Genomic DNA, 22,617 nt, shown 5'->3' with positions numbered 1-22,617 from the left:
GGCAGCATCATTTTGCTGCCCTGTATTCGGCTTGAACAGAGCGATACAGCAAACAGAACGATGCAAATACGTCAGCATCACATAACAGGACAACGAATAGCACAATAGATAAAGGATGGGATGACAGGATGGCAATTCGTATTATTGTAAAAGAACCAGATGAAGTACTACACAAAAAAGCAAAAGAAGTAACCAAAATTACGCCTAACGTACAAAAGCTTCTGACCGATATGGCGGAAACGATGTATGACGCAGACGGCGTTGGTCTGGCTGCACCACAGGTGGGTATTTTAAAACGAGTGATCGTGGTGGATGTGGGCGATGACAATGGGCTGATCGAGCTGATCAATCCAGAGATCGTATCCAGCAGCGGCGAGCAGCTCGGTTCCGAAGGATGCCTGAGCATTCCGGCGCTAAACGGCGAAGTACGTCGCGCCATGGAAGTAACAGTCAAAGGGTTGGATCGTGACGGCAAAGAAATTACCATTACGGGTACAGAACTGCTCGCACGCGCGCTTCAGCATGAGATCGATCATCTGAACGGCGTATTATTTACCGATATTGCAGAGCGTGTCTATGACCGCAGACTGGATGAGGGAGGGGAATAAGCATTGACCAGAATCGCTTTTATGGGAACTCCCGACTTCGCAGTAGCCAGTCTAAAGGTACTGCTGGAGCAGGGCATGAATGTAGTCTGTGTTGTAACACAGCCAGATAAACCGCAAGGTCGAAAAAAGGTACTGACTCCATCTCCGGTCAAAACCGCCGCTCTTGAACATAATCTGCCAGTGCTGCAGCCGCAGCGTATGCGTAGCCCCGAGGCTGTCGCTGAATTGGCTTCCTATGAGCCTGATCTCATTATTACCGCGGCGTATGGACAGATTTTGCCAAAAGCTGTGCTGGATTTGCCACGCCTTGGCTGCGTGAATATCCACGGCTCCTTGCTGCCCAAGTATCGTGGCGGTGCACCGATTCAGCGCTGTATTATTAACGGCGAGACGGTGACGGGCATTACACTGATGTATATGGCGGAAGGTCTGGACACGGGCGATATGATCTCACGTCTGGAAGTACCGATTGCAGATGACGATACATCCGGTACGTTATTTGCCAAAATGAGTGAAGCTGGCGCACAGATTCTGACTGCTGAGCTTCCGCGCTTGCTGGCGGGAAAAATAGATGCAGAACCGCAAAACGACGACGAAGCAACCTATGCGCCGAACCTAACCCGTGATGACGAGAAGATCGATTGGTCGCGCAGCAGTCGTGACATTTACAATCAGATTCGCGGCTTGGTTCCGTTCGCAGGCGGCTTTACCCTTTGGAACGGCGATGTATTCAAAGTATGGAAAACCGTACAGCCTCAACCCCAAGCTTCATTGCCTGCGGGAGCGGCAGATGCAGCGCCGGGTACTGTAGTAGAGCTAGGCAAAAGTGGTATCGTTGTACGTACAGGCGATGGCGTGTTGACGCTGACCGAAGTACAACCAGCAGGCAAAAAGGCGCTAAACGCTGCCGACTTTGCTCGGGGTAACGCGCTTGCAGTAGGAACGGTGTTCCAGTGAGCGATTCTAATAGCTTCCATTCTAAACGTAATCCGTCCTCATCATCTGCCAAGGCTTCTTCCGGCTCAGCGCGTTCCCATGGTACCTCTCGTAGCAAGGCACCGCAGGCACGTCAGCTGTCGGCTCGTGAAGTTGCGCTGAATGTACTGACGGATGTGGATGCAAGTGGATCATACAGCAATTTGCAGCTCAATCAGGCGCTGGTACAGGCGAAGCTGGAGCGTCCAGATGCTGGACTGGCAACGGAGATTGTCTATGGTACGATTGCGCATCTGAATACCATTGATTATTTTGTGAATGACTTTGTATCCAAAGGGCTGAACAAGCTGCAACCGTGGGTGCGCAGTTTGATGCGGTTGAGCTTTTACCAGCTGTATTATCTGGATCGGATTCCAGCACATGCTGCGGTTAATGAGGCGGTGAATATTGCCAAGCGTCGTGGTCATGAGGGTGTATCCGGTATGGTAAATGGCGTATTGCGCAATATCCTGCGTCAGCTGGATGAATTGCAGATTCCAGACGGGCTGTCTGCGGTGAAACGCATATCGCTGCAATATTCGCATCCTGAATGGCTTGTGAAGCGTTGGATCAAGCAGTACGGTGAGGAAACGACCGAGCAGATTTGCATCTCTAACAACGAACCGCCAGCGGTTAGTGTACGCGTGAATACGAATATGGTATCTCGCGAGAAAATGCTGGATATACTGAATGAGCAAGGATATTATGCTCAGCCATCGGCGATTGCACCGGATGGTATTGTATTAGGTGGCAGTGGCAATATGGCACTGACCGACTGGTATCGCAGCGGACAGATTTCCATTCAGGACGAAAGCTCTATGCTGGTTGCCGAAGCCGTACAGCCACAGCCCGGTATGGATGTGCTGGATTGCTGCGCAGCTCCGGGTGGGAAAACCGCGCATTTGGCAGAAAAAATGCAAAATCGCGGTCGTATTATCGCCAACGACATTCATGAGCACAAACGCAAGCTGATCGACGATCAAGCAGAGCGCCTGCATATTTCCGTGATCGAAACGACAGTTGGCGATGCGCTGACATTGGCGGATCGGTATCCAGCAGGCTCATTTGACCGTATCTTACTAGATGCCCCATGCTCCGGTCTAGGCGTTATTCGCCGTAAACCGGACTTGAAGTGGAATAAAACGGCAGCTGATATTGGGGCTATTACTGAATTGCAGCAGCAACTGCTGGAAACGGTAGCACCATTGCTCAAGCCAGATGGCATTTTAGTGTATAGCACTTGTACGATTGAGCGTAGCGAGAATGAAGATATGGTACGCCGTTTTCTGGAAGCGCACGATGACTTTGAGGCGGCGCCTAATCCGCTGCATGCACTGTTACAGTCAGCGGATGGAACCTCAGTATCGCCGGATTCGCAGTCATCGACCGATAGGCAAGCTGAACCGTCCACCATCGGTGTACAAATTTTGCCACAGGATTATCATTCAGACGGATTTTATATTGCGGCATTACGCCGTGTGCGATAAAAAAGACTGATTTTTTCGGCATAGCCTAATAGGAGGCACCCCACACACTCAATATTTGCATAAGAAAGCGCAGATGTTGGCGGAGTGCCTCTTTAGGCTTTCTTTGTTTTGTGCTAAACTAATAAAGATGTGAACCCGATAGTAAATGACAGATATGTATGACGTGTATAGTGCTCCATAAATTTAATGATATTAAGAATAGGTGTGATAACTGCAATGAAACCCTTTATATATGACTTTTCCCTGGAGGATCTTCAGGATTGGGTGAAAGAGAATAATGAGCCTGCATTCCGGGCATCGCAAATTTTTGACTGGCTGTATGTGAAACGCGTAACGTCGTTTGAGGAAATGACCAATCTTTCCAAAGGCCTGCGCGCCAAGCTGAACGACCAGTTTTCTTTTGTCATGCTAGATGAAATTACAAAGCTGCAATCCAAAGATGGTACGGTAAAATTCCTGTTCGGTCTGCATGATAACCATGCGATTGAGACGGTTATTATGCGTCACAATTATGGTAACAGTATCTGCGTAACGACTCAGGTCGGCTGTCGGATCGGCTGTACATTTTGCGCGTCCACACTGGGCGGTCTGAAGCGTAACCTGACCGCTGGTGAGATCGTTGCTCAAGTCGTACAAGCACAGAAGATTCTGGACGAAACAAATGAGCGCGTTAGCAGCATCGTAATCATGGGTTCCGGTGAACCGTTTGAAAACTACGAAGCAACGATGAAATTCCTGCGTATTATGATTCACGAAAAAGGTCTGAATATCGGTCAGCGTCATATCACCGTTTCCACCAGTGGAATCGTGCCGAATATTTATCAGTTTGCTGATGAGAATACCCAGATCAATCTAGCTATTTCCATTCACGCACCAAACGACAAGCTGCGTTCCAAGCTGATGCCAGTTAACCGCCGTTTCCCGTTTGACGATGTAATGGAATCTCTGCGTTATTATATGGAAAAAACAGGTCGCCGGATTACGTTTGAATATGCTTTGATCGGTGGCGTAAATGACCGTCCTGAGCATGCGGAAGAACTGGGCAACATCCTAAAAGATATGATGTGCCACGTCAACCTAATCCCGGTTAACTATGTGCCGGAACGCGATTACGTACGCACCCCGCGTAAAGACATTTTTGAGTTTCAGCGCATTCTGGCGGACAAAGGTGTGAATGTTACGATCCGTCGTGAGCAGGGTCATGATATTGCAGCCGCATGTGGACAATTACGTGCGAAGCATATGGAGTCGACTGCGAGGTGATTGGCGTTGATTAAAGCAGCACAGTTGAGTGATAAGGGGCGCGTCAGACAGGTTAACGAGGATTCCGTATGGATTGGCAGTATACAGAATGAATATGTACTGGGCATTGTAGCGGATGGAATGGGCGGTCACCGTGCAGGTGATACCGCCAGCCAGTTGGCTGTACAAACGGTAGTATCCGATCTTCAAGGTCTGGAAGCAGGGCTGTCGACAGAAGCATGTCGTGCAGCGCTGCATGATGCGATTTTACATGCGAATGATGTTGTTTTTCATACCGCGCAAACAAGCAGTGATTATCATAATATGGGAACAACCGTAGTAGCTGTTCTGCTGCGGGGCAATCAGGGCATCATCGGTCATATCGGCGATAGTCGTGCTTATCTGGTCGGCGAGGATGCGCTGCGATTGCTCACTCAGGATCATAGTCTGGTCAATGAATTGCTGAAAACAGGGCAAATCAGCCAAGAAGAGGCAGCCGCACACCCACGTCGCAATGTATTAACGCGCGCACTTGGCACCGATGCGGAAGTGAATGTGGAGCTGGACGAGATTGCTTTATCGACAGGCGAGGTGCTGCTGCTATGCAGTGACGGTTTGACCAATATGGTTGCTGGTGCACAGATCGAAACGGTCGCATTGGCAGGGATTCCGCTAGAAGAGCGCGCGCGTCATCTGATTGCACTCGCGCTGGAAGCAGGCGGTGAGGACAATATTACGGTTGCCCTGTTCGAATTTACAGACTCTGTACAAGAGTCTGACGATAAGGGGTGGACGCCATGATTGGACGTGTTCTAGGCGGCCGCTATGAAATTATGGAAGAAATCGGTGGCGGCGGTATGGCGCTCGTATACAAAGCGCTGGATGTGCTGCTGAATCGTCATGTAGCGATTAAAGTACTGCGTCAGCAATTTGTATATGATGAGGAATTTATCCGCCGTTTTCGTCGTGAAGCGCAATCGGCTGCTTCGCTGTCCCATCCGAATGTAGTCAGCATTTACGATGTAGGTCAAGAAGACGATGTGCATTATATCGTCATGGAATATATCAATGGGCAGAATCTGAACGAGATTATCAAGGAACGGGCACCGCTGCCGGTAGAGGAAGCTGTCCGTTTTGCTACTCAGATTTGTGATGCACTGGATCATGCCCATCACAATCAAATTATTCATCGCGACATCAAGCCGCATAATATTTTGATTGGTCGTAATGGACGGGTCAAAGTAACGGACTTTGGAATTGCGCGTGCGGTCACCTCGACCACGATTACGCAGACTGGTTCCGTTGTCGGCTCCGTGCATTATTTTTCACCGGAGCATGCCAAGGGTGTAACAACAGGTGAGAAGTCCGATCTGTATTCACTTGGTATCGTTATGTATCAGATGTTAACTGGACGCTTGCCATTTCAAGGCGAAAGCCCGATCAGCGTAGCGCTCAAGCATTTGCAGGATGAGTTTGAAGATCCGCGCTTGATTAATCCGCTGATTCCGCAAAGTGTAGAAAATATCATTCTGAAGGCGATGCGCAAAAATCCAGCAGAGCGTTACCATTCCGCTCATGATATGCTGACAGATCTCGATACATGTCTGCTGCCAGAGCGCAGCAAGGAATCGCGAGTCTATTTTGCAAGCAATGATGATGATGAGCAAACCAAGGTGGTATCGGCAATTCGGCCGAACTCCATCCCCATTCCGCCACCGGAAAAGGAGGAGGTTCGCAATATGGAACGCGACCGCGGCAGAAAAAGCAGTGCTGTTGCCAAACCAAGCTTCTGGAAAAAGCCCGCTGTATGGGTCTCTATCGTCGTATTGGTGCTGGTCATTATGGGCGCAATCGTTATGTATGTGAATGCTACCATGAACGTACCGGAAGTAACGGTGAAAAGCGTACTTAATGAAACGGAAGCCAATGCAAAGCAGATTTTGAGTGAGCAGGGGCTTGTCGTTTCAGATGATATTGTATATGAATATCAGGAAGGCAAGGAGCCGGGGATTGTGTTTGCACAGGACCCTGAGCCGAACAGTGTAGTCAAGCAGGGAGCGACCGTACAGCTCAGTGTGACCGTTGATAAAGACCCGATCAAGATGCCGGATCTTAAAAGCGGTATTACTTTTGAGGATGCACGTAAGCAATTGCTGGCACTAGGCTTCAAAGATGATCAGATCACTCGTGAAGATCAGACAAGCGATAGTGTAGACAGCGGAGTCGTGCTAGATCAGAATCCGGGTGCGAATGAAGAGGTAAAACCGGAGATGCAGGCAGTCACATTGATTGTCAGCAAAGGAGCCTCTACAGCAACAGTACCGGATCTGACCAATTCGAGTCAGTCTAGCGCACAATCCAAGCTGTCCGATTCGGGCTTTGGTGTTGGTAATGTACAGCAGGAATCCAGCTATAGTGTGGAATCCGGCAAAGTTACTCGCCAAAATCCACAAGCAGGCGGTTCTGCAACAAAAGGCAGTAAAGTCGACTTCTGGGTAAGTACCGGTTATCCGCCAGAAGCGCTGGATTACACGTATAGTGTATCCGTACCGCCTAAAACCGCAGGTCAGGCGAGCAAAATCAATATCATTTATACCGATGCTCGTGGCGCGGATCGCAACTGGGGAACCAAAACGATTAATTCAAGACAGTCGTTACAGGTTAATATGATTCTGGACCCAAGTCAAAATGGTGTAGTCAAAGTGTATCGTGATGGGCAATTCCTCGATACCTTTGCCATTAGCTATAACGATGCCAAACAGAATACGGTACAGGAAGGTGTTGTGGAGCCAAGCAATTCTGGTGAAGTGACGCCGCCGGACAATACCAATCAGTCGGGCAACACGCCGGGAACAACTTCGCCAGGCAACACGGATGGAACCGATCCGGGGAATGGCAATGATAATGGTAATAACGGAAACGGCAATGGCAATGGTAAAGGACCCGGAAATAACGACGGTACTCCTCCCGGTCAAGATGGTACGACCGATGGAACCACACCGCCAACCGATCCGAATACGACCGATACCGATTAATGTGAAGATGGATGAGGGCAATCTGTATAGGTTGCCCTTATCATATGTATTGCCACTCAATCAAAGTCAATGAGAGTCAGTGAAAGGACGGATTACATGCCTGAAGGCTTAATCGTCAAAGCGCTAAGTGGATATTATTATGTTAAACCGGTTGAAGAGGCTGGCGATGCTGGTACCTTATCCGGCACGATTCAGTGCCGAGCACGAGGCATTTTCAAGAAAAAAGGCATCTCGCCACTGGTCGGCGATCAGGTAATCTATTCATTGACTGAAAATGGAGAAGGCACCGTAGATGAAATATTGCCGCGACGGACCGAATTGATTCGTCCACCTGTGGCTAATATTGATCAGGCGGTGCTGCTCTTTTCCGTCAAAGAACCGGATTTGAGTCTGATTTTGCTGGATAAATTTCTGGTACATATTGAGCATGCTGGACTGGAACCACTCATTTGTTTTAGCAAAATGGATCTGCTGGACGATGAGGATCAGCAGACTCGAGATGAAGTGGAACAGGCGCGTCTGCTATATGAACAGATCGGCTATCACGTCATTTTGACCAGTGCCGAAAGTCAGCTTGGAGCGCAGCAGATCTCGTCAGAGCTCAGTGGACGTCTCAGCATGTTCGCTGGTCAGTCCGGTGTAGGCAAGTCATCCTTGCTCAACGCCGTCATTCCGGGCAGCGATCTGAATACGAGTGAGATTAGCATGCGCTTGGGTCGGGGACGACATACGACTCGTCACGTAGAGCTGATCGAGCTGGAAGGCGGCGGCTATGTCGCCGATACACCGGGCTTCAGCCAGTTGAACTTCACCCAGCTTGGGGTCGATGATCTGGCATCCTGCTTCCGCGAGTTCAATCGTTATGCAGATAGCTGTAAATTCCGCGGCTGTACTCATCTGCATGAGCCGGGCTGCAAAGTGCTAGAAGCGCTGAATGAAGGCGAGATCGCGCAAAGCCGCTACAAGCATTATCAACAGTTTTATCAGGAGATGAAAGACGAGAAACGGAGGTACTGAACCATGCATGATATCAAAATCGCACCATCCATTTTATCCGCCGATTTTGGCAAATTGTTGGATGAAGTCAAAGAAGTCGAACGCAGCGGGGCAGACTGGCTGCACGTTGACGTAATGGACGGACATTTCGTCCCTAATATTACGTTTGGCGCACCTGTACTGCAATCCATCGCTCCACATACCGGATTGTTCATTGATGTGCATCTGATGATCGAGAACCCGGATCGTTATATCGCTGACTTCGTAAAAGCCGGTGCTCAAATGATCACCGTCCATGCCGAAGCTTGCACGCATCTGCATCGCGTGATTCACTTGATCAAGGAACACGGTGCCAAAGCAGGCGTAGCCCTGAACCCAGCAACCCCAGCTAGCGCTATCCGCGAAGTGCTGGAAGATCTGGATATGGTACTGGTCATGACCGTTAACCCCGGCTTCGGTGGTCAATCGTTCATCCCACGCACCGTACACAAAATTCGCGAAATCCGTGACTGGGCAAACGCCATCGGTCACACCGCCCTGCACATCGAAGTAGACGGCGGTATCGCCGCTTCCACCGCCCGTCAGGTCGTAGAAGCAGGCGCCGACGTCCTTGTAGCCGGCAGCGCCGTCTTCGGCGCCCCCAACCGCGCCGCAGCCATCCAAAGCATCCGCAACAGCCTAATCTAATTGCGGTCATATAAGCAATCGAAAGAAACAAATTCAATCTATAGAGCCATCCTTATGCTCAATAGAGTAAATTCATCTTTTCAACAAAAGCCATATTGACTCTCAAGCATACAAATGGATCTATACAAAACAAACCCTATGCGGATCACATCATTCATCACATCCAATCCGCATAACATCTTACTCAACAAAAAAAGGCAACTGATTTCATATAAAATCAGTTGCCTTTTCTTATATTCTCCCACAACTTCTATGTATATCTCATTCCCATACAAACAAATAAAGGTCACAATCAACTGCTCAATTCCTAATAAATTTCCTACCAAACCACCAAAGCTGCTCCACATTTCTTCACGCGAGCACATTATGCTTGAATCAGCACATAGCGTAGGTAAAGGACTAAGGGAAAAGGACGACTTACAGTGTTTGCGATATTCAAACACGGTGTTCAATAGAAAGTGATTTTTGCGAAGCAAAATATCTTACGGCTTTGGAGGTGCGGGAATCTTCATTCACTCCCAATCCAAAAGATTCCCGCGGCTCCACCCGAGGACGTTCCCTTATCCTTTACCGAAGCGCTGTACCTATTCCCAGCCTAATCCCCGCGCCACTCCCAAAATGTGAGCAGCAAAAAAGCACCCTCATATTGGAGAGTGCTTTCTCATCATCATATCATTATACGCGGGTAACTTTACCGGATTTCAAAGCGCGAGTACTTACGTATACGCGTTTTGGTTTACCGTTTACGAGGATGCGAACTTTTTGAACGTTCACGCCCCAAGTACGACGGTTACGGTTGTTAGCGTGAGATACGTGGTTGCCGCTACCAGCAGTTTTACCTGTTACATAACATTTACGGGCCATAGTTACACCTCCTATTTCCGAAAAAGTGCATGAAAACAACACTCATAACATATTATCATAATCAAGAAAGCAACGTCAACACTTCTAAATACTTTATTTATTTCTGCACACGCTTATAGTACAATGTAACATAGTTCCGTATGACCTTTTGACTGAAATAAAGGTAATGCTGCGCGCATTTATAAAAGCGTTTTATCGTATGCTATCCTTGTCATAGAGGAACTGATTTGCAAACCTGTATGATTGAAAAAATGCTGTAGTGGCGCATGTTTGCCCGAGTTTGGTACTTGGTACTTGGATAAGGTGCTAAACATATGAAACGTTCGCCATACTACTGGCGTATAATACAGCACATCCGAAGGTTCATGATAAGCCATATTTGCATGGCATGCTGATGATGGATCATACTGTATCCCATATCAGCACCAGCGTCTGACTGTCATCCATTGTTGAAGGATGCACGGACACATGAATCATGAATAACTAACAATTAACTATTACAAGCGTATAGTTCCGTTTCACAGCTGGCACTGGCGAAGCGGATAGATGAGGGAAGGGGATTTTTCATTGAGTAAGCGTTCTTTAAACGGGGTTGATTTTACCGGAATGGTACTGGCGGGTGCGGCGCAATTGCATCAGCATGCAGAGCATGTCAATTCCTTGAATGTGTTTCCTGTGCCGGACGGCGATACAGGCACAAATATGAATTTGACGATGACGGCAGGTGTAGCAGAACTGAAGCTACATGAGTCGTCCTCCATTGGTCAGGCGGCAACCGTATTGTCCAAAGGGTTGCTGATGGGCGCGCGCGGGAATTCGGGCGTTATTTTGTCCCAGCTGTTCCGCGGCTTCAGCCGTTCGGCATCATCCCGCGATGAATTAAATGCTGCTCAATTCGCGGCTGCACTGCAACAGGGTGTAGAAACCGCCTACAAAGCGGTCGTTAAGCCCGTGGAAGGCACGATTCTAACGGTAGCAAAAGAAGCTGCCAAGCATGCAGTATACTATTCCCGCCGCACGACGGATTTGACCGAACTAATGGGTGAAGTGCTGAAGCGTGCACACGAGGCGCTGGCGCAGACACAAGAAATGCTGCCTGTACTCAAGCAGGTCGGTGTTGTCGATTCTGGCGGTCAGGGACTTGTTTATATTTATGAAGGATTTTACGAATATTTGCAGCATGGACAAGCGACAAATGGTACCACGGTTCATACAGCCGCTTCTACGCCGACTGGCAATGCACCATCTGCGGTAGCGGTGAAGACCGTGCCGACCATTGATGTACCAGTATCGGCGCAAGCCAAGCTGGAGACGGAAGATATTGAGTTTTTGTATGATATGGAATTTTTCATCAATCGTACACTAGGTCAGGCAGCAAAAGCACACTTTGACGAAGATCAGTTCCGTAAGGCACTGGGTGTGAATGGGGATTCAATCATTGTTATTTCGGATGATGAAGTGATCAAAGTGCATGTACATTCCCGCGCACCAGGCGAAGTGCTGAATCTGGCACTACAATATGGTGAGATTACCCAGATCCATATTTTGAATATGCGTGAGCAGCATCGCGATCTGTTATCGGCAGGTTTGGATATTGCGCCACCACCGGAGCTGTTTGCAGATATTCCGCAACAGCCTGTGCAGACTCAAGCCGAAGCGGTTCCTCCGGCAGAGGAAGTAGCACCTTATGGCATCATTGCGGTTTCGTCCGGTGATGGTATTTCCGAGATTTTCCGCAGCCTTGGCGTAGATATCATTCTGGCAGGCGGTCAGACGATGAATCCAAGCACGGAGGACTTTGTTAAAGCGGCAGAAAGTTTAGCGGCGCGTCATATTTATATTTTGCCGAATAACTCGAATATCGTGCTGGCAGCGCAGCAAGCGCGCGATCTGCTGGAAGAGAGCAAGCAGATTACGGTAATTCCGAGTAAAAGTATTCCGCAGGGCATCGCCGCAGCGTTCGCGTTCCAAGAGGACGAAGAGGTGGATATGAATACGTCCAACCTGAACGAAGCACTGACTCATGTAAAATCCGGTCAGGTAACACTCGCTGTGCGGGATACGAATATGGATGATATGATCATCAAACAGGGTAATTATATCGGTATTCATAATTCCAAAATTGTAGCTACCGATGCCGATCTGCTGCATACTTGTCAGCAATTGCTGGCAGCGATGATCGAAGATGGGCAGGAAGTGATTACCGTCCTCACTGGCAGCGAAGCCGATGAGCAGCAAACGGCAGCACTGGCAGAGTGGGTGGAATCCACTTACCCAGATGCGGAGGTAGAGATTCATAATGGTGGACAGCCGGTGTATCACTATCTGTTCTCCGTAGAATCTTGATCGTCCGCGATCAAGGCAACGTACAGCCTCACAAGGAGGGTACTGAATGGCACATCCTATTATCGTGACCGAAAGCACCGCCGATATTCCGGCAGAGCTGATCAAGCAATATAACATTCAAATTATTCCGCTGCGTCTGTTGTTTGGACAGGACAATTATGCGGATGGCATTGATATTACACCATCGGAGTTTTATGACAAGTTGGCAGCAGCTTCCCAGCTGCCAACCACATCACAACCGTCTCCGGCGGATTATGCAGCTACGTATGAACGATTGTTGACCGAAGACCCGGAGCGGGAGATTGTCTCGATCCATCTCTCGTCCGGTCTAAGCGGCACTTATCAGTCGGCAACGATTGGACGCTCAATGACTGAACAGCCGGAACGGATTACCGTGATTGACTCCAAATCCGCTTCATACGGTTATGGGCTGGCGGTTGTTCATGCGGCGCGTCTTGCACAGGAAGGCTTATCTCCGCGCGCCATTGAGGCGGATGTGCATCGCTTGTTGGCGGAGCGAGAGCTGTATTTTCTTGTGGATGATCTGGAATATTTACGGAAAGGCGGGCGTATCGGTCGTGCTTCAGCGATGATCGGTACGCTGCTGAACGTGAAGCCGATTCTATCCATTGATGAAAATGGAGTGATTTACCCAGTTGAAAAAGTACGCGGGCAGAAAAAAGCGATGCTGCGAATCGTAGAGATGATGACGCAGAAGCTGACTGCACGCAAAATCCATCTGGCGCTGGGGCATACGGCGAACCGCGAATCCTGCGAGCCGCTGTTGCAGCTGCTACAGCAGCATTACGAGATCGGTGAATTGATCTATTCGGAGATCGGGCCGGTCATCGGGACGCATACAGGCGCGGGTACAATTGCCGTATTCGCTTGGCCGGATGAACAATAAATGAGGGATGAATGATGAATATCAATCTGGATCAGATTGGCGTTCGGCAGGTCAGCGGCGTGAGTGCTTCCAAAGAAGGGGAGCTTCACGCCTTTGGCATCTCTACCGTACTGGATTTGTTGGAGTACTTTCCGTTCCGATATGAAGATTACCGGCTGAAGGCACTGCAAGAGGTCAAAGATGGCGACAAAATCACGGTAGAGGGCAAAATTGTCGGGCTGCCGGTATTACAACGCTATGGTAAAAAATCGCGTTTAACATGCAATGTGATGGTCGACAACTGGATGGTCAAGGCGACTTGGTTTAACCGTCACTTTTTAAAGGATCAATTGACGACCGGGCGCGATATTATTTTGACAGGCAAATGGGATCAACGTCGTGCGCAAATGACGATCACCGATTCGGAATTTCCTGATAAAGGGACACAACGTAGCGGTAGTCTGCAGCCGGTCTACTCGGTTGGTGGCAAGATTACGCAAACGTGGATTCGCAAAATGATTAATCAGGCGCTGGATCAGTATGGTGAGATGATTCCTGAGGTATTGCCGCAGGAATTGATTCAGCGATATAAATTAATGTCACGCAAACAGGCGATTCGTCAGCTGCATCAGCCACAGGATGTGGGCGAAGGTAAGCAGGCACGTCGGCGGATGGTATATGAGGAGCTGTTTATGTTTCAGCTCAAATTGCAGGCGTACCGTAGCATGAATCGTAAGCGTTCAACCGGTATTGTGCATACAACCGACAATGCAACGATTCGTGAGTTTGTGCGCAGTCTGCCATTTGAATTGACGGATGCACAGAAGCAGGTTGAGCTGGAAATTCTGAAGGATATGCGTTCGCCGTACAGCATGAACCGTTTGCTGCAAGGCGATGTCGGCTCTGGTAAAACGGTGGTGGCAGCGATTGGCTTGTTCGCAACGGTGCGATCCGGTCATCAGGGTGCATTGATGGTGCCGACCGAGATTCTGGCGGAGCAGCATGTACGCTCGCTCAAAAAGCTGTTTGAGCCGTTTGATATTACGGTGGAAATGCTAACCAGCAGCGTAACCGGACGTCGACGCAAGGATTTGCTAGCATCACTGCAAATGGGTATGACGAATATTATCGTGGGTACACATGCGCTCATTCAGGAGGATGTCTTTTTCCGCAGTCTCGGTCTTGTTGTTACGGATGAGCAGCATCGCTTTGGGGTGAATCAGCGCAGCATTTTGCGGCGGAAGGGCTTTGACCCGGATGTGCTGACGATGACGGCGACGCCGATTCCGCGTACACTGGCGATTACGGCATTTGGTGATATGGATGTATCTACGATCTCCGAACGTCCCAAAGGACGCAAGCCGATCACTACGTATTGGGTGAAGCACAATATGATGGATCGTGTGCTAGGCTTTATTTCACGCGAAATTGGTCAGGGACGGCAAGCATATGTTATCTGCCCACTAATCGAAGAGTCGGACAAGCTGGATGTGCAAAATGCGATTGATCTGTACGTCGAGCTGGATCAGGCTCTGCCGGACACTACCGTTGGACTGCTGCATGGACGGATGAATGCGGCGGAAAAAGAAGAAACGATGCGAGCGTTTTATAGTAATGAAACGCAGCTGCTTGTTTCGACTACAGTGGTCGAGGTCGGTGTCGATGTGCCGAATGCGACGCTGATGATCGTGATGGATGCAGATCGATTTGGATTATCCCAGCTGCATCAGCTGCGTGGGCGCGTCGGTCGGGGGGAGCACGAATCGTTCTGTATTTTAGTTGCCGATCCGAAGTCTGAGATTGGACAGGAACGGATGCGAGCGATGACAGAGACGGATGATGGATTCGAGGTATCAAGGCGCGATCTGGAGCTGCGCGGACCGGGTGAATTTTTCGGGACACGTCAGAGCGGATTACCGGAGTTTAAGATTGCCGATATGGTCAGTGATTTTGAAGTGCTGGAGATTGCTCGCAACGACGCTGCTAAGATGGTTTCAAGTGAATTCTTCTGGACATCGCCGGAATACGAGCCGTTGCGCGAGTTTTTGCAACGTCAGCAGGTATTTCAGGGTGAGCTGATCGACTAACCTACAACAATCCAACAACGAGATAACAATTATTCAGCAATGAATGAACAATAAGAGACGCGACTTGAAGAGACTCTACTAATTAAGAAGAGAGTCATATTCATCGTCAGCGTCTCTTTTGTATATCGTGATCCTTATTTTGTATATCGTGACCTTATAATGTAGGTAATAGACAGTTGTACTATATCTAAGCGGCGTATCAAGGAATCTGACGAATCCACATGAACATGCTAAAATGATAGAACCTATCTACACATCCACAGGAGGAATGCTTTATGTCGGAACCTATCAAACACTACAATACCGCCGTGGAAGCTACATTGGAAGTGATCGGTGGCAAATGGAAGCCAGTTATTCTCTTTTTCCTGACATTTGGCAAAAAGCGCAATGGCGAACTGGCGCGTCTATTGCCTTCTATTACGCAAAAGGTGTTAACCCAGCACTTAAAAGAATTGGAGCGCGACGGTATTATTCAGCGCATCGTATATAATGAGGTTCCGCCACGGGTGGAATACGAGCTGACCGCTTATGGTGACAGTCTAAAAGAGATTTTACATGCGATGTGTCGCTGGGGAGATCAGCACGTAGAGCGCACGTACGGTGAGCAGGCGCAGATTCTTGCGCATGATCGTTTTTCGGAACAAGAAGAGAGCCTAGAATGTTGTGAAAATGATCATTCTGTAGAAGATATGCCAATCGCAATCCGCAGCGCTGCTAAGCATTCTTAACACCAGACATCTATCTGTAATGTTGAATCTTACTCTTCAATATTGCATCTCAAATCTCAATCTAAAGCCTGCTCATCCGCAGTAGAGATAATGTCCACATTCAACTCGGAATAATCCGCTGACGCCGCAACTCGTCGAATATATCCCAAAACATCTGCTCCGTATGCACAAACTCATGAAAACCAAGTCGACGTGCTTTACTACCATCCGCGAAAAAGTCATAATCCCAACTGAATACAAAATCGCCAAATGCCCATGAGGATACATCGCTATAAGGGTGCGGCTGCAAATCATACATTTCAATCATATGCTGCCATACAGGCTCTTTATCTTGCATCATCACATCCAGTGGCATTGGCAACGGTGGAGCCATCTTCATATCAAAATAAGCCGCAATCTTCGGCCATAGATCATTCCACCGGAACAGATCGCCATTGTTGATGTTCAATGCTTGATTGGCGCATTGCGGCTCAGTGGCTGCCCACACCGTTGCCTTTGCTAGTAGCGTAGCATCGGTCATTTCCAATAGCGAATGATACGCGCCCGGTTTGCCGGGAAAGCGCAGCGGAATGCCCAGCTCGCGCGATACCGACGCATAGACCGCGATCACAAGCGCCAGATTCATCGGATTGCCAAGCGCGACACCGCAGACAACAGATGGACGCATCGCTGACCAAGTCCAGCTTTTGCCCTGTTGGCGCTGCTCCAGAAACTGCTGCTGTGCCATATTGAATTCGGGTGGCATCGGCGCGGCGTCCTGCTCCAACGCCGGTGTTTTGAACGGTCCGAGATGCGCACCGTATACTTTGTAGCCCTGCATCAAGCTCACATGCTGCAAATCAGGATTCGCTGGTTCGACTGCATTCAGCACATTTACTAGCATCGTCACATTCGGTTCTACCAATTCTGCCCAGCTTGGACGATCCTGATACGCCGCATAAAAAATATGCGTGACTCCCTTCAATATGCCTAGCTTATATGCGGCATCGTTCGGATCTAGCAGATCCACACTTATATAACGCAACTGCTCACGATCCGTACCACCGCGACGCGATACGCCGATAATATGCCAATCCGGCAAAGTCAGCAAATGCTGAATCAAATTGCTGCCAATGACCCCATTTGCACCGATCACAAGTGCAACATTGGGGGGACGATTCACAGAAGAAGAGGAAGAAGATTGGTTGGTCATATACAGGCTCCTTTAATTTTACGATTTGGTTTGCCTGTTCATTGTGCATGAGATAAGTAGTGAAAAATAGTACGCACTTTCAGGTTACACTGTTACTTTGAAGTTACTATTGGCGTTGGAGAGAGTTTCAGAGGATACACATTATAAAAAATCCCCTCCGAGCGTCAGTGTAGATCTCATCATACAATGAGTGTTGGATCACTGACGGTTGGAGGGGACTGTAACATTCGTCTCTAAGAGTCATCATGGACGTATAGAGCAATATCCGTCTCATAACGTTATCATGAACTTACAAAGCAATAATTACTGCTAGCTGTTCATCCAGAATATTGAGGTATTGTTCATATTGCAGATGTGTAATTTTGCCCGAAGAACGCTTTTTCTTCAGGGTCAGACTTATGTTGTGGCTGAGCAGCTCGCGAAATTGTGCGGCAGCAATGCCTTGATGTTCGGCAATATGAATCACATGATCGCCATCCTGCAAATATTGTTTGAGCTCAGTTACGCGCAAACCAAGCAGGCTTGCGGCATGCTCTAGCAGTCGGGATAGCATCCATTCTTTGGAATCATGATGATCAGTCATATGGGAGTGATCCTGTTCAGCAGCATCGTAATCACTCGCACGCGTTGGTGCTGGACGATGATACGGATGGATATAGGATAACGAAGATTGGCGTTTATGTTGTAAGGTCATATAGCTGTTGTTTGCTCCGGCAACCGTATAATCAGTGGCTCTAACGGCAACACCAGCGAGCGCCGGAGAGCCTGTTGTTTGTTTATACATCATGTTCATACGTCCTCCTGCCTCTCCTGTTGTGGATAAGTTGCTGTTGCCATTGTAAACCACGCATATGAACGATTCGTTAATGTAATCTTAAAAAATGCTGAAACTGCTAAGACGACACAAAGCTGACATAAAATCAAACGTATCCTTTACTTGTTCACTACTCGAACGGACAGGAATGGTGCGATTGCTATATGATTCTACTTTCAAATATCAGTATTCTCTGCTATGGGCTGGATTTCGATATCATTATCACAGTCGGTTCCTTGTCTCAGCAATAATTCGTATTGAATTCCTATTCCTGCACAATTAAGATAAAAGGATGGTCAAAACAAAGCATCCTGCGTTTGGAGGACGGTCATTTTGAATGATATTGTAACACCGATTATTTTATTACAGCTGTTTGAGCGGGCGGCACTATTGCTAATTTGTTTGTTTTTATTAAGCAAGCTGCCGCATTTTCGTCAGATTTTTCAGAAGGAAGTGCTGGATACGAAGGATCGTATTATCCTGTCGATTATTTTCAGCGGCTTCGCCATTCTCGGTACGTATACAGGGATTAATGTAGAAGGATCGCTGGTGAATGTACGGATTATTGCAATTGTGTCTGGCGGTATTCTATTTGGCTGGCCCGTGGGACTGATTACAGGGATTGTATCTGGTGTTCATCGTTATTTGATTGATATTGACGGAGTCACCTCGATTCCGTGTCTCATTACGAGCATCACTGCCGGGATTGTATCCGGGTATATTCATAATAAGGTCAGCAGTCATAAGCGCTGGTTGATCGGGATTATCGCTGGTATGGCGTGTGAGGCATTAACGATGATTCTCATTTTGGTCATGTCACATCCGTATGCGCTGGGACGGGAGATTGTATCGATTATCGCACTGCCCATGATTCTTGGTCAGATCAGTGTTGGATTGATTGTGCTATTCGTACAAGGCGTAGAAGGAGAGCGGGAAAATATTGCCGCTCGTCAGGCGAAGCTGGCGCTCGATATTGCCAATAAAACGCTGCCGTATTTCCGCTCCATCAATAGCGATTCATTAAGGAAAATCTGTACCATCATCCGACAGGATATTCATGCCGATGCGGTGGCGATTACCGATAAGCGCTATATTTTGGCGTATGTCGGTCTGGGCGAGGAGCGTTATAATATTGGTCACGAGATTATAACGGATGCGACCAAGCAGGCAATCTCTAGCGGGGAGATTGTACTGATCAATGACGACGCCGAGGGCAAGGTGCCGAATATTCAGTCGCTGATTATTATTCCACTCAAGGAAAAGGGCGATGTGACTGGTACGCTGAAAATCTACTACCGTAATGCCCACAAAATCACCTATTCACTGAAAACGCTCGCTGTCGGTTTATCTCAGATCATCTCCACTCTGATGGAAGTATCACGCATCGAGCAGATGAAGGAGATGGCAAATCGCGCTGAGATCAAAGCGCTGCAAACGAGCATCAATCCACACTTTCTATTCAACGCGCTGAATGCTATCGCTTCATCCATCCGTATCAACCCAGATAATGCACGTGAGATGATTATCAATCTGTCTGGCTATTTGCGTCATAGTCTGGAATGGAGCGACGAGCTGATCGATATTAACAAGGAATTGGGACAGGTCGTCAATTATGTGGAAATTGAGAAGGCGCGCTTTGGCAGCAAGCTGAATGTGGTTTACGATATTGATGAGGTGGAAGTGAAAATGCCAAGTCTGATCATTCAGCCACTGGTGGAGAATGCGATTGTACATGGTATTTTAAAAGGGCGCGGTTCCGGTACGGTGACGTTATCAGTCAAAGATATTGGCGAATATGTAGAAATTACAGTCGAGGATACAGGCACTGGTATCGACCCAGATGTCATCGACAAAGTGTATCGCGGCAAAATGCCTGAAAATCGGATCGGCCTGTCCAATGTACATCAGCGTGTGAAGCTGATCTATGGTGAAGGGCTTCAGATCGAACGACTGGACAAAGGCACAAGCATCCGATTCAAAATCAAAAAGGAGCGGAGGGCATCATGAAGGCGATTGTAGTGGAAGACGAATTTCTGGCGCGTCAGGAGCTGGAATACTATATTCAAACGTACAGCAGCATCGAGATCACCGGCAGCTTTGACGATGGTCTGGATGTGCTGAAATATGTACAAAATCACGAGATCGACGCTATTTTCCTCGATATTAATATTCCATCATTGGATGGGGTATTGCTAGCGCACAATATTAGCAAGTTTTCACGCAAGCCGTATATTATTTTCATTACGGCATACAAGGAGCATGCAGCAGAGGCGTTCGAGATTGAGGCATTTGATTATATTTTGAAGCCGTATAGTGAATCGCGGATTACCTCGATGCTAACCAAGTTGGAAGCAACCTATGAGCGTGAGCATGGCGAACAAGCGCAGAATCATGCTGCGCCACCTGCGACATGGCAACCGGAACGACCATGGCAGCAGGTGGCGCAAGCCGGTACGCAACCCGATGTCAACCCACATTCCGTCGGCAGTAGTCGTGCCTTTGTCCATCCGGCAGGTCAGCAATCTCCTGTCAGTCATAACATCCATGCGCTGCAAGGCAAGATCAGCCTGTGGAAAAACGACAATATTCAGGTTATTCCAGTTGATGATGTGTATTATGCCTCTGCCAGTGAAAAGGTGACCAATGTGTTCACACGGCGTGATCAATATACCGTCAGCACTAGCATTTCAGAGTTTCAAGCAACATTGCCGGATGATTATTTCTTCCGTTGTCATCGCTCATATATCGTCAATATTAGCAAAATTCGTGAAATTGTCCCTTGGTTTAACAATACGTATCTACTGCGACTGCATGATCTGAATGATGAAGTGCCTGTCAGCCGCAGTAAAGTCAAAGAGTTCCGGCAGATCATGAATATATAAGTGCATTTCATTCCACATTCCATGCATTTCATTCCGAATCCGTCATCTGACACGCGATGTAGGGGTATACTTGTCCCATAGAGAATTCTCAAGTGTTCACACTACAAATTGCGGTTATGACGGAAAGGAATATCCATGATGAAAACACAACCCGCGTACAACACACCACTTCCACAAACTGGCGAAACGACTAGCAAACCAGTCAATCGCTGGCTGATCGTATTGGGTACCATCATCGTGCAGATGGGTTTGGGTACCATTTATACATGGAGCTTGTTCAACCAGCCACTTGTCGATAAATTCGGTTGGCAGCTTAGCTCGGTCGCTATTACATTTTCGATTACAAGCTTCGCGCTTGCTTTTGCTACCTTGTTCTCCGGTAAATTGCAGGAAAAATGGGGAATCCGTCGTCTGATCGGAACCGCTGGTATTGTACTCGGCGTTGGTCTGATGCTCAGCTCGCAAGTATCGTCGCTGTCGCTGCTGTATATTCTGGCTGGCGTTGTCGTCGGTTTTGCAGATGGTACCGCGTATATGACTTCTCTGTCGAACCTGATTAAATGGTTCCCAGAACGGAAAGGTCTAATCTCCGGTATCTCGGTCGGCGCTTACGGAACAGGTAGTCTGATCTTCAAATACATTAACGGCGCTCTGATTGGTTCGGTTGGCGTATCGATGGCATTTCTGTACTGGGGCATCATCGTATTGGCGATGATCGTAATTGGTTCGCGACTGATTCGTGAAGCTGTAGTCAGCGAAGCACCGGCTGTTGCCAAGGCATCGCAAGTGAAAGATGGTACAACATCGACTACAACTGTGGCTACACCAGCTATTGCTCATAACTACACAGTCAAAGAAATGCTGAAAACAAAACAAGCGTATCTGCTGTTCATCATGTTCTTTAGCGCTTGTATGAGTGGACTGTATTTGATCGGTATTGTCAAAGACATCGGCGTACAGTTGGCTGGTCTGGATCTGGCAACAGCCGCTAATGCTGTCGCTATGATCGCAATCTTCAACACTGTCGGTCGTATCATTCTCGGCGCGCTGTCGGATAAAGTTGGTCGTCTCAAAGTAGTATGCGGTACATTTATCGTAACTGCTGCAGCAGTTGCTGTACTGAGCTTTGTACCGTTGAACTTCGGTATCTTCTTCGCCGCTGTAGCTGCCATTGCCTTTTGCTTCGGTGGGAACATTACCGTTTTCCCAGCGATCGTCAGCGATTTCTTCGGTCTAAAAAATCATGGCAAAAACTATGGTATCATCTATCAAGGGTTTGGTATTGGCGCCCTTGCTGGTTCGTTTATCGCAGCTTGGATGGGTGGCTTCAAACCAACCTTTATTGTAATCGGCATCCTGTGTGTGATCTCGTTCCTGATCGCTGCACTAATCAAACCGCCCGTGTATGGCGAACGGTTGGAAGAACAACCCGACAATGCCAAATCCAAATGGAAACCCGAACCTCACACCGTTCGATAAGCTTCGATGCTGGATGAGTTCAACGGGAATAACAGATCGAATGATCCAGTATCGTATTGCTGTATAGTTTCGACTCATTTGTATTGTGCTCATTTGTTGCATCATAAAACAGCCTCCTACTCATAGGGGGCTGTTTTGTATGATCGATAGGCAAGAGGAATAGACAGAAGAAAGAGAGAAGAGGCGGGAGGAACAAATCCATTTCGCTCGTATAAATTCCCATAATAATAGGATTATTGGTGCTAATTAGGGTATAATAAATACAATTGAAATTACAAATATTAGCAAAATAATGATGGTTTTACGTAA

Annotated in this window: 18 protein-coding genes; 15 read left to right on the top strand and 3 right to left on the bottom strand. The window is 48.0% G+C overall.

From position 1 onward, the window contains the following. The first annotated feature begins 128 nt into the window (after positions 1 to 128). The 8 genes from def (at position 129) to rpe (ending at position 9,030) form a co-directional block, all read left to right on the top strand. Complete coding sequence (gene def / locus ABXR35_RS11570) at positions 129 to 608, top strand: peptide deformylase (protein ID WP_367059814.1); 480 nt, start codon at positions 129 to 131, stop codon at positions 606 to 608. Between the two features lie 21 nt (positions 609 to 629). Continuing rightward, positions 630 to 1,565 carry a methionyl-tRNA formyltransferase gene (gene fmt, locus ABXR35_RS11565; protein WP_367061388.1) on the top strand — a complete coding sequence of 312 codons (936 nt, stop codon included), beginning with the start codon at positions 630 to 632 and terminating at the stop codon, positions 1,563 to 1,565. Positions 1,566 to 1,681: 116 nt separating this feature from the next. Then, the gene (gene rsmB, locus ABXR35_RS11560) at positions 1,682 to 3,070 is read left to right on the top strand and encodes a 16S rRNA (cytosine(967)-C(5))-methyltransferase RsmB (protein ID WP_367061385.1); all 1,389 of its coding nucleotides are present in this window, start codon (positions 1,682 to 1,684) and stop codon (positions 3,068 to 3,070) included. A 216-nt stretch (positions 3,071 to 3,286) separates the two neighbouring features. Further along, on the top strand, positions 3,287 to 4,333 hold the full coding sequence (rlmN, locus tag ABXR35_RS11555; RefSeq protein WP_367059811.1) for a dual-specificity RNA methyltransferase RlmN: 1,047 nt from the start codon (positions 3,287 to 3,289) through the stop codon (positions 4,331 to 4,333). Positions 4,334 to 4,339: 6 nt separating this feature from the next. Further along, entirely contained in the window at positions 4,340 to 5,113 is a 774-nt protein-coding gene (locus tag ABXR35_RS11550) for a Stp1/IreP family PP2C-type Ser/Thr phosphatase (RefSeq protein ID WP_367059809.1), read from the top strand. Then, the gene (gene pknB / locus ABXR35_RS11545) at positions 5,110 to 7,347 is read left to right on the top strand and encodes a Stk1 family PASTA domain-containing Ser/Thr kinase (RefSeq protein WP_367059806.1); all 2,238 of its coding nucleotides are present in this window, start codon (positions 5,110 to 5,112) and stop codon (positions 7,345 to 7,347) included. Before ABXR35_RS11550 ends, pknB begins: the two co-directional genes overlap by 4 nt. Before the next feature lie 96 nt (positions 7,348 to 7,443). Beyond that, complete coding sequence (gene rsgA, locus ABXR35_RS11540) at positions 7,444 to 8,364, top strand: ribosome small subunit-dependent GTPase A (RefSeq protein ID WP_367059803.1); 921 nt, start codon at positions 7,444 to 7,446, stop codon at positions 8,362 to 8,364. A gap of 3 nt (positions 8,365 to 8,367) precedes the next feature. After that, complete coding sequence (gene rpe / locus ABXR35_RS11535; RefSeq protein ID WP_367059800.1) at positions 8,368 to 9,030, top strand: ribulose-phosphate 3-epimerase; 663 nt, start codon at positions 8,368 to 8,370, stop codon at positions 9,028 to 9,030. A 675-nt stretch (positions 9,031 to 9,705) separates the two neighbouring features. On the opposite strand, the gene rpmB is transcribed toward rpe, so the two are convergent. Beyond that, a complete protein-coding gene (rpmB, locus tag ABXR35_RS11530) occupies positions 9,706 to 9,894 on the bottom strand; it encodes a 50S ribosomal protein L28 (protein WP_367059797.1) in 189 nt (62 codons plus the stop codon). A 567-nt stretch (positions 9,895 to 10,461) separates the two neighbouring features. Here rpmB and ABXR35_RS11525 point away from each other — a divergent pair. The 4 genes from ABXR35_RS11525 (at position 10,462) to ABXR35_RS11510 (ending at position 15,941) form a co-directional block, all read left to right on the top strand. Beyond that, positions 10,462 to 12,240, top strand: coding sequence for a DAK2 domain-containing protein (locus tag ABXR35_RS11525; protein WP_367059794.1), 1,779 nt, complete (start codon positions 10,462 to 10,464; stop codon positions 12,238 to 12,240). Positions 12,241 to 12,286: 46 nt separating this feature from the next. Then, positions 12,287 to 13,147, top strand: a complete 861-nt coding sequence (locus ABXR35_RS11520; protein WP_367059791.1) for a DegV family protein — start codon at positions 12,287 to 12,289, stop codon at positions 13,145 to 13,147. 14 nt (positions 13,148 to 13,161) lie between these two features. Further along, the gene (recG, locus tag ABXR35_RS11515) at positions 13,162 to 15,213 is read left to right on the top strand and encodes an ATP-dependent DNA helicase RecG (protein WP_367061382.1); all 2,052 of its coding nucleotides are present in this window, start codon (positions 13,162 to 13,164) and stop codon (positions 15,211 to 15,213) included. Between the two features lie 275 nt (positions 15,214 to 15,488). Next, positions 15,489 to 15,941, top strand: a complete 453-nt coding sequence (locus tag ABXR35_RS11510) for a winged helix-turn-helix transcriptional regulator (RefSeq protein WP_367059788.1) — start codon at positions 15,489 to 15,491, stop codon at positions 15,939 to 15,941. Between the two features lie 100 nt (positions 15,942 to 16,041). On the opposite strand, the gene ABXR35_RS11505 is transcribed toward ABXR35_RS11510, so the two are convergent. Continuing rightward, on the bottom strand, positions 16,042 to 17,133 hold the full coding sequence (locus ABXR35_RS11505) for an SDR family oxidoreductase (RefSeq protein WP_367059785.1): 1,092 nt from the start codon (positions 17,131 to 17,133) through the stop codon (positions 16,042 to 16,044). A gap of 289 nt (positions 17,134 to 17,422) precedes the next feature. Then, positions 17,423 to 17,920, bottom strand: a complete 498-nt coding sequence (locus ABXR35_RS11500; RefSeq protein ID WP_367059782.1) for a hypothetical protein — start codon at positions 17,918 to 17,920, stop codon at positions 17,423 to 17,425. Positions 17,921 to 18,280: 360 nt separating this feature from the next. Between ABXR35_RS11500 and ABXR35_RS11495 the strand changes: the two genes are divergently transcribed. From ABXR35_RS11495 to ABXR35_RS11485, 3 genes are all read left to right on the top strand, one after another. Then, on the top strand, positions 18,281 to 19,954 hold the full coding sequence (locus ABXR35_RS11495) for a LytS/YhcK type 5TM receptor domain-containing protein (protein WP_367059779.1): 1,674 nt from the start codon (positions 18,281 to 18,283) through the stop codon (positions 19,952 to 19,954). After that, positions 19,951 to 20,829 carry a LytR/AlgR family response regulator transcription factor gene (locus ABXR35_RS11490; RefSeq protein ID WP_367059776.1) on the top strand — a complete coding sequence of 293 codons (879 nt, stop codon included), beginning with the start codon at positions 19,951 to 19,953 and terminating at the stop codon, positions 20,827 to 20,829. Before ABXR35_RS11495 ends, ABXR35_RS11490 begins: the two co-directional genes overlap by 4 nt. A gap of 243 nt (positions 20,830 to 21,072) precedes the next feature. Further along, positions 21,073 to 22,308 (top strand): L-lactate MFS transporter, encoded by a 1,236-nt coding sequence (locus tag ABXR35_RS11485; RefSeq protein WP_367061379.1) that lies wholly within the window; start codon positions 21,073 to 21,075, stop codon positions 22,306 to 22,308. Positions 22,309 to 22,617 lie beyond the last annotated feature (309 nt).

The organism is Paenibacillus sp. JQZ6Y-1 (assembly GCF_040719145.1).
Lineage (GTDB): Bacteria > Bacillota > Bacilli > Paenibacillales > Paenibacillaceae > Saccharibacillus > Saccharibacillus kandeliae.
Note: the sequence above shows the minus strand (reverse complement) of the source record. Positions and strands in the feature narration are given on the sequence as shown.